Source organism: Saccharothrix sp. CB00851 (assembly GCF_001905065.1).
Taxonomy (GTDB): domain Bacteria; phylum Actinomycetota; class Actinomycetes; order Mycobacteriales; family Pseudonocardiaceae; genus Actinosynnema.
The window spans coordinates 132,510-145,435 of sequence record NZ_LWLC01000003.1 but is presented as its reverse complement, the minus strand read 5'-3'; the positions used below and the strand labels follow the sequence as shown (position 1 = coordinate 145,435).

The window sequence follows — 12,926 nt, the reverse complement described above, 5'->3', positions numbered from 1 at the left end:
GTGGCGGTGCGCGGCCGCCACCCGACCCCACCGGTCAGTCCTTCAGCTCCCGCTCGGCCTGGGCGATGGCGGCGAACTCCTCCTCCGGCGCGGCGGCCACCAGGTGGTGGCGGCTGTAGAACCAGAAGTACGCCAACGCCACCACGACGATGCCCGCCGTGATGCCGGCGGCCAGTTCGTCCACGAAGAACGTCGCCACGACCGCCGCCACCGCGAGCACCAGCGCCACACCGGTGGTCACGACGCCGCCCGGCGTCCGGTACGGCCGCGCCAACCCCGGCTCTCGCACCCGCAGCACGATGTGCGAGACCATCATCAGCACGTACGACAGCGCCGCGCCGAACACCGCGACGTTGATCAGCGTCGCACCGCTCTTCAGGATCGCCGCCAGGACGAACCCGATGGTGCCCGGCACGATCAGCGCCAGGTACGGCGTCTTGCGCTTGCCGGTCTTGGACAGCCAGCGCGGCAGGTAACCCGCGCGCGACAGCGCGAACAGCTGCCGCGAGTACGCGAAGATGATCGAGAAGAACGACGCCACGAGCCCGGCCAGACCCACGTAGTTCACGATCTGCGCCAACGCGTTGTCGCCGCCGTAGGCCGCGCGCACCGCCTCGGGTAGCGGGTTGCCGGACGACATCAACGCCGCCGACCCCGCACCGCCCGGCGCGAACACCAGGATCGCCGCCGCGAACACCAGCAGCGCCAGCACCGCCGCGATGATCCCGCGCGGCATGTCCTTCTTCGGGTCGCGCGCCTCCTCGGCCGCCAGCGGCACGCCCTCGACCGCGAGGAAGAACCAGATCGCGAACACCAGCGCGCCCAACGCCCCGCTCACGCCGAACGGCAGGAAGCTGCCGTCCCCGATGTCGAACAGCTTGTCGGAATCGAACTTCGGGATCATCCCGACCACGAACGCGACCAGCGCGACCACCGCGACCCCGGTGATCACGAACATCAGCCGCAACGCCTCGCCCACGCCGTACAGGTGCACGCCGACGAAGATCACGTAGCAGACCAGGTACACCGGCCACGAGCTGGTGAGCCCGAACAGCCCGAGCGCCTGCACGTAGTCGCCGATGAACACCACGATCGCGGCGGGTGCGATGGCGTACTCGACCAGGATCGCGATGCCCGTCGCGAAACCGCCCAGCGGTCCCAGCGCACGGCGCGCGAAGCCGTACCCGGCCCCGGCCACGGGCAGCGCGGCGGCCAGTTCCGCCAGGCCGAACACCATGCACGTGTACATGGCGCCCATCAGGACCGTCGCGACCAGCAGGCCGCCCCAACCGCCCTGGGCGAGCCCGAAGTTCCACCCGGCGAAGTCGCCGGAGATGACGTACGAGACCCCCAGCCCGGCCAGCAGCACCCAGCCCGCGGCACCCCGCTTGAGCTGTCGGTGCTCCAGGTAGTCGCGGCCCACTTCCTCGTACTCGACGTGTTTGGCCATCTGCGCTCCCTAATGGGTCAGTCGCGCTCCTTTGCAGGGAGCGTGGCGCGGGTCACCTGACCGTGTCAACAGGCGGGCGACCGAAGATTCGCGCGAGCCAGGGTGTGGCGGCCTTCACTCGAAGGTGTCAAGATGAGGCGTCCAATGGCTCGCTGACATACCTTTGGAGGTACCGGGGATGCTCGCCGTGGAGGAGTTGCGCGTGCTCGTGGACACCGGGGAGATCGACACGGTGCTGGTCGCCGTCGTCGACATGCAGGGGCGTCTGCAGGGCAAGCGCTGCGCCGCGCGCTACTTCCTGGACGAGGTCCTGGCGCACTCCGCCGAGGGCTGCGACTACCTGCTGGCCGTGGACGTGGAGATGAACACCGTCGGCGGCTACGCCATGTCGTCGTGGGACACCGGTTACGGCGACTTCGTGATGAAGCCCGACCTGTCCACGCTGCGCCGGGTGCCGTGGCACGAGGGCACCGCGCTGGTCATGTGCGACCTGGTGTGGGAGGACGGCTCGCCGGTCGTGGCCTCGCCTCGCCAGATCCTCAAGCGGCAGCTCGACCGGCTCGCCGAGCGCGGGCTGCGCGCGTTCGTCGGCACGGAGCTGGAGTTCATCGTCTTCGACAACACCTACGAGGACGCCTGGGACCGCGGCTACCGCGACCTCACCCCGGCCAACCAGTACAACGTGGACTACTCCCTGCTGGGCACCGCCCGCATCGAGCCGCTGCTGCGCGCCATCCGCAACCACATGGCGGGCGCGGGCATGGTGGTCGAGTCGGCCAAGGGCGAGTGCAACCCCGGCCAGCACGAGATCGCGTTCCGCTACACCGAGGCGCTGGCCACGTGCGACAACCACAGCATCTACAAGACCGGCGCCAAGGAGATCGCGGCGCAGCACGGCAAGTCGATCACGTTCATGGCCAAGTACAACGAGCGCGAGGGCAGCTCCTGCCACATCCACCTCAGCCTGCGCTCGGCCGACGGCGAGCCGGTGTTCGCCGAGGGGCACGGCGTCTCGAAGCTCATGGAGCACTTCATGGCGGGGCAGTTGGCCGCGTTGCGCGAGCTGACCTACTTCCTCGCACCGAACATCAACTCCTACAAGCGGTTCGCGCCGGGCAGCTTCGCGCCGACTGCGGTGGCCTGGGGCAAGGACAACCGGACGTGCGCGCTGCGCGTGGTCGGGCACGGCCAGTCGCTGCGGTTCGAGAACCGGGTGCCCGGCGCGGACGTGAACCCGTACCTGGCCGTCGCCGCGCTGATCGCCGCCGGGCTGCACGGCGTGGACAACGAGCTGCCGCTGGAGGAGGAGTTCGTCGGCAGCGCCTACGACTCCGACAAGCCCACCGTGCCCGCCACGCTGCGCGACGCCGCGTCGCTGCTGGCGCACAGCGAGCTGGCACGTGAGGCGTTCGGGCAGGAAGTGGTGGAGCACTACCTCAACGCGGCGCGGGTCGAGCTGGCCGCGTTCGACAAGTCGGTGACGGACTGGGAGCGGATCCGTGGTTTCGAACGGCTCTAGGGCACGGCCGTTGATCGGCGTCAGCACCTACCTGGAACGCGCGAGGTTCGGCGTCTGGGACGTGGAGGCGGCCGTGCTGCACCGCGACTACCTCGACTCGGTGGTGCGCGCCGGTGGCAACCCCGTGCTGCTGCCGCCGGTCGGGGAGTGGGACGCGGACAGCGTCACGTTCCTCGACGGCCTGGTGCTGGCGGGTGGCGCGGACGTCGACCCGGCGCGGTACGGGCGGCCGCGCGACCCGCGCACCGGACCCGCGCGGCCCGAGCGGGACGCGGTCGAGCTGAGCCTGGCGCGTGCGGCGTTGAAGCTGGACCTGCCGCTGCTCGCGGTGTGCCGGGGCATGCAGGTGCTCAACGTGGCGTTGGGCGGCACGCTGCTCCAGCACGTGGAGGGCCACAACCCGGCGCCCGCCGTGTTCGAGCACACCGGGATCGCGGTCGCGCCCGGTTCCGCGCTCGCCGGCATCGTCGGCCTCGCCACCACCGTGTTCTGCCACCACCACCAGGCGCTGGACGTGCTCGGTGACGGCCTGCGGGTGGTCGCGAGCGCGCCGGACGGCACCGTGGAGGCGGTGGAGCTGCCCGGCGCGCGGTTCGTGCTCGGCGTGCAGTCGCACCCGGAGGCCGACACCGAAGACGACCGCTTGTTCGCCGCGCTTGTGGACGCCACCCGCGACAGGAGTGTGAAGTGACCACGTTCGACGTCATCAACCCGGCCACCGAGGAGGTGGTCCGCTCGGTGCCGCTGGCCTCGCTGGAGGAGACCGACGCGGCGATCGCCCGCGCCTCGGCGGCGTTGCCCGCGTGGCGCGCGGTCGCACCCGGTGACCGGGCCCGGCTGCTGCGCCGGTTCGCCGAGGCCGTGGACGGCGCGCTGGAGGAACTGGCGGCGCTGGAGGTGCTCAACGCCGGGCACACCATCGGCAACGCGCGGTGGGAGGCGGGCAACGTCCGCGACGTGCTGCACTACTACTCGGCCGCGCCGGAACGGCTGTTCGGCAAGCAGATCCCGGTGGCGGGCGGGCTGAACGTGACGTTCCACGAGCCGGTGGGCGTGGTCGGCGTGATCGTGCCGTGGAACTTCCCCATGCCGATCGCCGCCTGGGGCTTCGCACCCGCGCTGGCGGCGGGCAACGCGGTGGTGCTCAAGCCCGCCGAGCTGACGCCGCTGACCGCTCTGCGCCTGGCCTCGCTGGCGCGGGAAGCGGGCATCCCCGAGGACGTGTTCCAGGTGCTGCCGGGCGCCGGTCCGGTGGTGGGGCAGCGGTTCGTCACGCACCCGGACGTGCGCAAGGTCGTGTTCACCGGTTCCACGCGGGTCGGCAAGCAGGTCATGGCCGGCTGCGCCGAGCAGGTGAAGCGGGTGACGCTGGAGCTGGGCGGCAAGTCGGCCAACATCGTGTTCGCCGACGCGGACCTGGAACGAGCCGCGGCCACCGCGCCGTACGGGGTGTTCGACAACGCGGGCCAGGACTGCTGCGCGCGGTCCCGGATCCTGGTGCAGGCGTCGGTCTACGACCGGTTCATGGAGCTGCTGGAGCCCGCGGTGAAGGGCGTCGTGGTCGGCGCGCCGGGGGACGAGGCCACCGAGATGGGGCCGCTGATCTCGGCCGCGCACCGGGAGAAGGTCGCGTCGTACGTGCCCGACGACGTCCCGGTGGCGTTCCGCGGTTCGGCTCCGACCGGCGCCGGTTTCTGGTTCCCGCCCACGGTGCTCGCGCCCGTCGCGCCCGGTGACCGAGCGGCCGTGGAGGAGATCTTCGGGCCGGTGGTGGCCGTGCTGCCGTTCACCGACGAGGAGGACGCGGTGCGGTTGGCCAACGACAGCGCCTACGGCCTGTCCGGGTCGATCTGGACCCGGGACGTGGGGCGGGCGCTGCGCGTCTCGCGTGGCGTCGAGTCGGGGAACCTGTCGGTCAACTCGCACTCGTCGGTGCGGTACTGGACCCCGTTCGGCGGGTTCAAGCAGTCCGGGCTGGGACGCGAGCTGGGGCCCGACGCCCTCGACTCGTTCACCGAGACCAAGAACGTCTTCATCGCTCACTGATTGGGAGAGACATGGTTGTGCGACTTGAGGGCCGGGTGGCCGTGGTCACCGGCGGCGGCAGCGGCATCGGCCTGGCCTCGGTGCGGCGGCTGGCGTCGGAGGAGGCGAAGGTCGTCGTCGCCGACGTCGACGCGGAGTCCGGCAAGGCGGCGGCCGACGAGGTGGGCGGGCTGTTCGTCCAGGTCGACGTGACCGACGAGGAACAGGTGTCGGCGCTGTACCAGACCACTGTGGACACTTACGGGTCGGTGGACGTCGCGTTCAACAACGCGGGCATCTCACCGCCGGACGACGACTCGATCCTGACCACGGGCATCGAGGCGTGGGACCGGGTGCAGAAGGTGAACCTGACCTCGGTGTACCTGTGCTGCAAGTACGCGATCCCGCACATGCTGGAACGCGGTCGCGGCTCGGTGATCAACACGGCGTCGTTCGTGGCGACCATGGGTGCGGCGACGTCCCAGATCTCGTACACGGCGTCCAAGGGCGGGGTGCTGGCGATGAGTCGTGAGCTGGGCGTGCAGTTCGCCCGGCAGGGCGTCCGGGTGAACGCGCTGTCACCCGGACCGGTGAACACGCCGTTGCTGCGGGAGCTGTTCGCCAAGGACCCGGAGCGCGCCGCGCGGCGGCTGGTGCACGTGCCGCTGGGCCGGTTCGCCGAGCCGGAGGAGATCGCCGCGGCGGTGGCGTTCCTGGCCAGTGACGACTCGTCGTTCATCACCGCGTCGAACTTCCTGGTGGACGGCGGTATCGCCGGTGCCTACGTGACACCGCTGTGATGCCGTTGCAGGACGCGTTGTTCCGCCCAGTGCGGGCGGGCAACGCGTTCGAGGAGACCGTGGAGCGGCTGATGCAGGCGATCCGGCTCGGCGTGGTGGGGCCGGGGGAGCGGTTGCCCGCGGAACGTGACCTGGCGACCCGGTTGGGTGTCAGCCGGGTGACACTGCGCGAAGCGATCCGGTCACTGCAGGACGCCGGGTACGTCGAGTCGCGGCGCGGCCGGTACGGCGGGACGTTCGTGAACTCGCCGCTGCCGGCGCCCGCGCCGGACCGCCGGGTCGACCCCGCCGAGCTGGCGGACGCGTTGACGGTGCGCTGGGCGGTGGAGACGGGTGCGGCGGAGTGCGCGGCGGGCCGTGCGCTGGGCCCGGTGGAGCGGCGCAACCTGCTGGCGCGGCTGGCCGAGTGCCGTGACGCGTCGGTGGACTCCTACCGGCGCAAGGACTCGCGGCTGCACCTGGCGATCGCCGAGGCGACCGGGTCGGCGTCGCTCACGGCGGCCGTCGCCGACGCCCGGACGCGGGTCAACGCCCTGCTGGACCGGATACCCCTCCTGCCGCCGAACCTGGCGCACTCGAACGACCAGCACGAGCTGATCGTGACCCACATCGTGGCGGGCGACCCGGAGGCCGCGCGGCGGGCGATGGCCGAGCACCTGGACGGCACGGCCCTGCTGCTGCGCGGCTTCCTGTCCTGAAGGACCGTTCAGTGACCGCGCCGAGACCGCCGGAGCGCGACACGGTGGTGAGATCGCCCCCGGATACTTCCGCCCAATAGTCCGCGCCGCAATTCGGATCAGCGTTTACCCGCATTGCGGTCTTGGTACACTAAAGGGTGATCTGAGGGGGCAGATGTGGACGGTTTACGGCGGCCTGCTGATCCGATCAGAGTACTGATCGGCATCCGCAACGAGCTCGCCCGGTACGGTTTGGAACGCCTGCTGTCGGCGTTACCCGTGGTCGGGGCGCTGGAGGTTCGGAATTCGCCCGAGGATGGTTTGAGGGAGGTCGTGGACGGCCGGTTCGACGTGTTCGTGGTAGCTCTCGGCGAGCTCGATCCGACTGTTCCGGAGTTGCGGTTCGAAGGGCTCTACCCCGTTCGGCCCAAATTACTCGTGATCATGCGAGTAGATCCCCGAGTCCATGCCGATCATGGCGCACCACGCGGCCGAGGCGTCACCGTTGGCGAGCACCTCGACCACCTCGGTCTGCTGGGCGGACGTCATGCCGGGGCCGCCCCACGACACCGGCACGGCCATCCGGAACACGCCCGCCTCGCGCAGCAGCTCCACGACGTCGGCGGGCAGCCGCCGAGCCGCTTCGATGTCGGCGGCGCGCTCGCGCAGGACCGGCACGAGATCCTTGGCGCGAGCCAGGATGTCCGACGCGGTCAGGTGCGTCTCCGCCACCGACTCCAGCGTTTCCGAACCGGTCATGTGCTGACTGCTCCCTTCACGGTGGTGTGGTCCGGCGTCAGGCGTAGCGCCCCGGGGCCACGGTCCAGTCGGGGTCGATCGCGGCCTTGAGCCGGCGGGCCAGTGCCCGTGCGGCGGGATCGGGGCTGAGGCGGTCGAGCCAGTCGGCGTGGTCGATGTCGAGCCGGTACGGGACGTAGCCCGCCGCGCTGAACCGCTCGTAGGCCAAGTCGAGCGCGCGGTGCGCCCGTTCGGCCGTCCGCGGGGACCGGTCGAACTTGATCGGGACGACGAAGTCGACCAGGTCGGGGCTCAACGCGTTCAACGTCGCGCCGCACCGGACGCCGGTCTCGGCCGACACCCGTTCGAGCAGCGCGAGCGCGTGCTCCACGTCGGTGCCGGTGAACGGCACCAGCGGTAGGAAGAACAGCCACCCCAGGCCGTGTCGGTCCACCTCGTCGGCAGGCCGGCCGAGCGTCGCGGCGAGCACGTCGTCGTTGTCGCGCGGATCGCCCGCGTACAGCTTCGCCACGGCCCGGGAGATCGCGTCGGTCGGCTCGCCGTCCTCCTCGCTGAACAGCTCCGCCGCCTCGGTCCGCAGCACGGCGGTCAACGCGTCCACCGCGGCGGGCGTGCCCTCGACGCAGACGTGGGCCTGGAAGCCTCCGACTTCACCGCCGTACAGCTCGGCCGCGGTGAAGTCGAAGACCTTCAGCACGCCGCCGACCAGCCCCTGTGCCATCCAGCGGCGCATCTCGTCGATGGCTCGTGGCAGCACGTCCGCGGTGAAGTTCAGCCGCAGCACCCGCTGCGCCTCGGGTCGGGGCGGCAGCTGCACCGCGGCGGCGGTGACGACGCCCAGGTCGGATTGGACGAACAGCTGCGTCAACGACGGGCCGAGCCCGTGCGCGTACACCGGGGTCGGCCGGTCGGGGCGCGGCCACCAGCCGACCCGGACCAGTTCGCCGTCCGGCAGCACGACCTCCAGCCCCAGCAGGTCGTCCACCCGCTGCCTGCGCAGGCCGACACCCCGGTCGAGCGCGTTGCCGACCACGCTGGTGTGCGCGGAGGACGCGGTCACGTTCACCATGCGTTCGGTGCCGTGCAGCAGCCCGGCCAGCACGCCCTGGGTGACACCCGGCTCGACGACGGCCCAGCCGGCGCTCACGTTCACGTCGCGCACCCGGTCCAAGCCGCCCAGGTGCAGCACGACCACGTCGTCCCGGGCGGGCTCGCCGGACCCGAGTCCCCAGTTGCGGCCGGTGCTGACCGGGTGCAGCCCGCCGACGCCCGCGAAGGCGCGCACGACGCGGGTGACCTCGTCCGCCGTGCGCGGCGAGACCAGGCCGTGCACCCGGCGGGCGCGGAACTCGCCGACGTTGGGCCGGGGCGCGGTCTGGACCGGGTTCCCGTCGTCGTCGACGCGGATCTCCACCCGGTCGACGCCCACGATCTCGGCGGCGGCGTCGAGCGCCGCGCGCAGGGCCTTCCCGTGGTGCTGTCCCCGGTGCCGGGGACGACTGCCGGACATGGTCATGGATGCCTCACTGCGGGCGCCACTCGGTGAGCAGCCTCCGGGTCTGGGTCGATGGACGTCGGAAGAATCCTTCCGACGCGCGCGGGGAGCGCGGAAGACCCGGAGGGGCCGGTGCAGCGGGCACACCGGCCTACCCACCCGGCTAGGTCAGGTGGCCCGTCCGGTCAGGAACCCCGCAGGTGGCGGCCCGGCTTGTCGTCAGCATGTGTTGACGATCGCGGAGGCGTCAGCATATGTTGACGGCATGGCTGCGATCGCCGACCTCGACTCGGCCGCGCACGGCGAGGACCCGGACGCGGGGCTGCGCGCCGTGGCCCGCCTGCGCCGGCTGGTCGACCAGCTGGAAGCCGAACACGTCGCCGCCGCGCGCCGGGCAGGGTGGTCGTGGCGCGACATCGCCACCCGCCTGGGCGTCACCAAGCAGACCGTCCACCGCAAGTACGGCCGAGAGGACTGACCGGTGTTCCGAGGCGACCACCCCGACCTGACCCGCACCATCGGCCGCGCGCTCAAGCTCGCCCTGGACCTGGGCCACCCGCGCACCGGCAGCGAACACCTCCTGGCCGCCCTCTCCACCGGCCACCTCACCCCCAACCCGCAGGCCCTCGACTCGCTCACCGCCGGCCCGCCCGCCGGCCCGCCCGCCGCTGATCCACCCGCCGGCTCGCCCGCCGCCGGCCCGCCCGCTGGCTCGTCCGCCCCGGACTCGCTCACCGCCGGCTCGCCCGCCGCCGGCCCGACCTCGGCCGGCCCGACCGCCGCCGGCTCGCCCGCCGCTGATCCACCCGCTGGTCCACCCCTCGACCTGCGGCCTGCCGCCGTCCTGGTCGCCGCGGTCCTGGCCCGTCACGGCGCGACGCCCGCCGCCATCCGGGACGCGGCCCACCTCGCCGCGCCGCTCGGTGCGGGCGGCGCGGTCGACCAGGCCGTCCTGGCGCCGCTCGGTGTCGACCTCGACCGCCTGCTCGGCGGCACACCCGCGCTGGACCGACGCGCTGGCCGGGAACCGCTCCTCCCGTTCGGCGCGGCGAAGGCACGCCGGCGCTGCGCCCGCCTGACCCCACCGCTCGGCCTGGACGCCCAAGCGGCGTACGAGGCGTCGTTGCGCCTGGCCCTGGCCCGTCGCGAACGCGAGCACCGCCCCGAACACCTCGCCCTCGCCCTGATCGCCCTGGACCCCGGCGTCGCCTGGGTGCTCAAGACCGCCGGCGTCGACCGCGAAGCCCTGCTCGCCGACCTGGCCGCGACCTTCCCGCCCCCGCGCCGCAACCCGCTGCTCACCCTCGACCGCGGGATCGGCCACCGCGTCCGCCACCGCGACCTCGTCCGCCGCTACGAACGCACCACCGGACGTGCCGTGACCTCGACGGACGCGCTCCCCGCCCTGATCCGCGGCTGAGGACCCACCCGACCGGGTGATCCGCGGGACACCGGAGCGGCCGACCCGGTGCGCCGGAAATCCACTCGGTGAGCACCGATAACATCTTCGGCGAAGCAGGCAACTACGCCCACCGAGGAGTCACCGTGTCCCAGCCACGTCCCGCAGCCGCTCTCGCCCCACCGCGCGTGGTGGTGCCGGCGGGGACTACCGCGGGGACGGCGGTGCGTGAGGCGGGGCTGCCGGGCAAGGGCCCGGACGCCGTCGTGGTCGTGCGCGACCCCGAGGGCCACCTGCGCGACCTGTCGTGGACGCCGCAGGTCGAGGTCGAGGTCGAGGCGGTCGCCGCCGACACCGAGGACGGCCGCAGCGTCATCCGGCACTCCGCCGCGCACGTGCTCGCACAGGCCGTGCAGCAGCAGTTCCCCGAGGCCAAGCTGGGCATCGGCCCGCCGGTCAAGGACGGCTTCTACTACGACTTCCAGGTCGACAAGCCGTTCACGCCCGAGGACCTCGCCGCGCTGGAGAAGCGCATGAAGTCGATCATCAAGGGCGCGCAGCGGTTCAACCGCCGCGTGGTCGAGTCGGTCGACGCCGCCAAGGCCGAACTGGCCTCCGAGCCGTTCAAGCTGGAACTGGTCGACATCAAGAGCGACGTGGACACCGCCGAGGTCATGGAGGTCGGCGGCGGCGAGCTGACGATCTACGACAACCTCGACCCGCGTTCCGGCGACCGCGTGTGGGGCGACCTGTGCCGCGGCCCGCACGTGCCGACGACCAAGCACATCCCGGCGTTCAAGCTCACCCGCGTCGCGGCCGCGTACTGGCGCGGCAACGAGAAGAACCCGCAGCTGCAGCGCATCTACGGCACGGCGTGGGAGTCGCAGGAGGCGCTGGACGCGCACCTGGAGCTGCTGGCCGAGGCCGAGCGGCGCGACCACCGCAAGCTGGGCGTCGAGCTGGACCTGTTCAGCTTCCCGGACGAGATCGGCTCGGGCCTGGCGGTGTTCCACCCGCGCGGCGGGATCATCCGCAAGGCCATGGAGGACTACTCGCGGGCCCGGCACACCGAAGAGGGCTACGAGTTCGTCTACTCGCCGCACATCACCAAGGGCAACCTGTTCGAGACCTCCGGCCACCTCGACTGGTACCGCGAGGGCATGTACCCGGCGATGCACCTCGACGCCGAGATGAACGAGGACGGCACGGTCCGCAAGCCCGGCCAGGACTACTACCTCAAGCCGATGAACTGCCCCTTCCACGACCTGATCTTCAAGTCGCGCGGGCGGTCCTACCGCGAGCTGCCGCTGCGCATGTTCGAGTTCGGCGGCGTGTACCGGTACGAGAAGTCCGGCGTGGTGCACGGCCTCACCCGCGTGCGCGGCATGACGCAGGACGACGCGCACATCTTCTGCACCCCCGACCAGGTGCAGGACGAGCTGAAGTCGCTGCTGGGCTTCGTGCTCGGGCTGCTGCGCGACTACGGCCTCGACGACTTCTACCTGGAGCTGTCGACCCGCAACCCGGAGAAGTCCGTCGGCTCCGACGAGGTCTGGGAGCAGGCGACCGAGGCGCTGCGCGTCGCGGCCGAGGACTCCGGGCTCGAACTGGTGCCGGACCCGGGCGGTGCGGCGTTCTACGGGCCGAAGATCTCCGTGCAGGCCAAGGACGCGCTGGGCCGCACCTGGCAGATGTCCACCATCCAGGTCGACTTCAACCTGCCCGAGCGGTTCGAGCTGGAGTACACCGGCCCGGACGGCAACCGGCAGCGTCCGGTCATGATCCACCGCGCGCTGTTCGGCTCGGTGGAGCGGTTCTTCGGCGTGCTGACCGAGCACTACGCGGGCGCGTTCCCGGCGTGGCTCGCGCCGGTGCAGGTGGTGGGCATCCCGATCGCGGACGAGCACGTCGACCACCTGCTCGCGGTGGCGAAGCGGCTCAAGGCGAAGGGCATCCGGGTCGAGGTGGACGCCTCCGACGACCGGATGCAGAAGAAGATCCGCAACCACACCACGCAGAAGGTGCCGTTCATGCTGCTCGCGGGCGGCAAGGACGTGGAGCAGGGCGCGGTGTCGTTCCGGTTCCGCGACGGCACGCAGGTCAACGGCGTGTCGGTCGAGCAGGCCGTCGAGACGATCGTGGACTGGGTGGCGCGGCGTGAGAACGCCTCGCCCACGGCGGAACTCGTCCAGTGACCCAGGGGTACGAGGAGCAGGACGGGGTCGGGGTTCACGACGCGTTGCAGCGGTTGTGGACCCCGCACCGCCTCTCGTACGTGCGCGGTGAGGGCAAGGCCGTCGGCGACGAGCCGGAGGGGTGCCCGTTCTGCCGGGTGACCGGGCTGGACGACGCCGAGGGGCTGATCCTGGCGCGCGGCGAGCTGGTGTTCGCGGTGCTCAACCTGTACCCGTACAACCCCGGCCACCTGATGGTGCTGCCGTACCGGCACGTGCCCGACTACACGGACCTGACCGTGGCCGAGACGGCGGAGTTCGCCGCGTTCACCCAGAAGGCGATGCGGGTGATCCGGTCCGCCTCCGGTCCGCACGGGTTCAACATCGGCATGAACCAGGGCGTGGTGGCGGGCGCGGGCATCGCGGCCCACCTGCACCAGCACGTGGTGCCGCGCTGGGGCGGCGACGCGAACTTCATGCCGGTGATCGGCCACACCAAGGTCCTGCCGCAGCTGCTCGGCGAGACCCGCCAACTCCTCTCCGACGCCTGGTCCACCACCCCCTGACCCGCGAGTCGAACGCTCAGGTCCCGCGTGTCGAACGCTCGGGTCCCGTGTGTCGAACGCTC

12 protein-coding genes are annotated in these 12,926 nt (G+C 71.7%); 9 read left to right on the top strand and 3 right to left on the bottom strand.

The genetic code is table 11. The features are described from left to right. Positions 1-34: 34 nt before the first annotated feature. Positions 35-1,450, bottom strand: coding sequence for an ethanolamine permease (gene eat, locus A6A25_RS05980; protein ID WP_073886760.1), 1,416 nt, complete (start codon positions 1,448-1,450; stop codon positions 35-37). A 178-nt stretch (positions 1,451-1,628) separates the two neighbouring features. On the opposite strand from eat, the gene A6A25_RS05975 reads away from it, so the two are divergent. Genes A6A25_RS05975 through A6A25_RS05955 form a run of 5 tightly spaced genes read left to right on the top strand, consistent with a single transcriptional unit; the run spans position 1,629 to position 6,492 of the window. Further along, positions 1,629-2,969 carry a glutamine synthetase family protein gene (locus A6A25_RS05975; protein WP_073886759.1) on the top strand — a complete coding sequence of 447 codons (1,341 nt, stop codon included), beginning with the start codon at positions 1,629-1,631 and terminating at the stop codon, positions 2,967-2,969. Beyond that, positions 2,950-3,660 (top strand): gamma-glutamyl-gamma-aminobutyrate hydrolase family protein, encoded by a 711-nt coding sequence (locus tag A6A25_RS05970; RefSeq protein ID WP_073886758.1) that lies wholly within the window; start codon positions 2,950-2,952, stop codon positions 3,658-3,660. The genes A6A25_RS05975 and A6A25_RS05970 overlap by 20 nt, the downstream gene beginning before the upstream one ends. Further along, positions 3,657-5,015, top strand: a complete 1,359-nt coding sequence (locus A6A25_RS05965) for an aldehyde dehydrogenase family protein (protein ID WP_073886757.1) — start codon at positions 3,657-3,659, stop codon at positions 5,013-5,015. The genes A6A25_RS05970 and A6A25_RS05965 overlap by 4 nt, the downstream gene beginning before the upstream one ends. Before the next feature lie 11 nt (positions 5,016-5,026). Further along, the gene (locus A6A25_RS05960; protein WP_073886756.1) at positions 5,027-5,794 is read left to right on the top strand and encodes a 3-oxoacyl-ACP reductase; all 768 of its coding nucleotides are present in this window, start codon (positions 5,027-5,029) and stop codon (positions 5,792-5,794) included. Continuing rightward, positions 5,794-6,492 carry a FadR/GntR family transcriptional regulator gene (locus tag A6A25_RS05955; RefSeq protein ID WP_073886823.1) on the top strand — a complete coding sequence of 233 codons (699 nt, stop codon included), beginning with the start codon at positions 5,794-5,796 and terminating at the stop codon, positions 6,490-6,492. Before A6A25_RS05960 ends, A6A25_RS05955 begins: the two co-directional genes overlap by 1 nt. A 411-nt stretch (positions 6,493-6,903) precedes the next feature. On the opposite strand, the gene A6A25_RS05950 is transcribed toward A6A25_RS05955, so the two are convergent. Next, positions 6,904-7,230 carry an acyl-CoA dehydrogenase family protein gene (locus tag A6A25_RS05950; RefSeq protein WP_073886755.1) on the bottom strand — a complete coding sequence of 109 codons (327 nt, stop codon included), beginning with the start codon at positions 7,228-7,230 and terminating at the stop codon, positions 6,904-6,906. Positions 7,231-7,267: 37 nt separating this feature from the next. Beyond that, positions 7,268-8,746 carry an FAD-binding oxidoreductase gene (locus A6A25_RS44600; RefSeq protein ID WP_073886754.1) on the bottom strand — a complete coding sequence of 493 codons (1,479 nt, stop codon included), beginning with the start codon at positions 8,744-8,746 and terminating at the stop codon, positions 7,268-7,270. 244 nt (positions 8,747-8,990) lie between these two features. Between A6A25_RS44600 and A6A25_RS05940 the strand changes: the two genes are divergently transcribed. The 4 genes from A6A25_RS05940 to A6A25_RS05925 all read left to right on the top strand — a co-directional run bounded on the left by A6A25_RS05940 (position 8,991) and on the right by A6A25_RS05925 (position 12,864). After that, a complete protein-coding gene (locus A6A25_RS05940) occupies positions 8,991-9,203 on the top strand; it encodes a helix-turn-helix domain-containing protein (protein ID WP_073886753.1) in 213 nt (70 codons plus the stop codon). 3 nt (positions 9,204-9,206) lie between these two features. Continuing rightward, on the top strand, positions 9,207-10,145 hold the full coding sequence (locus tag A6A25_RS44595; RefSeq protein ID WP_073886752.1) for a Clp protease N-terminal domain-containing protein: 939 nt from the start codon (positions 9,207-9,209) through the stop codon (positions 10,143-10,145). Positions 10,146-10,270: 125 nt separating this feature from the next. Further along, positions 10,271-12,319: a threonine--tRNA ligase gene (gene thrS / locus A6A25_RS05930; protein ID WP_073886751.1), complete on the top strand. Its 2,049-nt coding sequence runs from the start codon at positions 10,271-10,273 to the stop codon at positions 12,317-12,319. Beyond that, positions 12,316-12,864, top strand: a complete 549-nt coding sequence (locus tag A6A25_RS05925; protein ID WP_073886750.1) for an HIT family protein — start codon at positions 12,316-12,318, stop codon at positions 12,862-12,864. The genes thrS and A6A25_RS05925 overlap by 4 nt, the downstream gene beginning before the upstream one ends. Positions 12,865-12,926 lie beyond the last annotated feature (62 nt).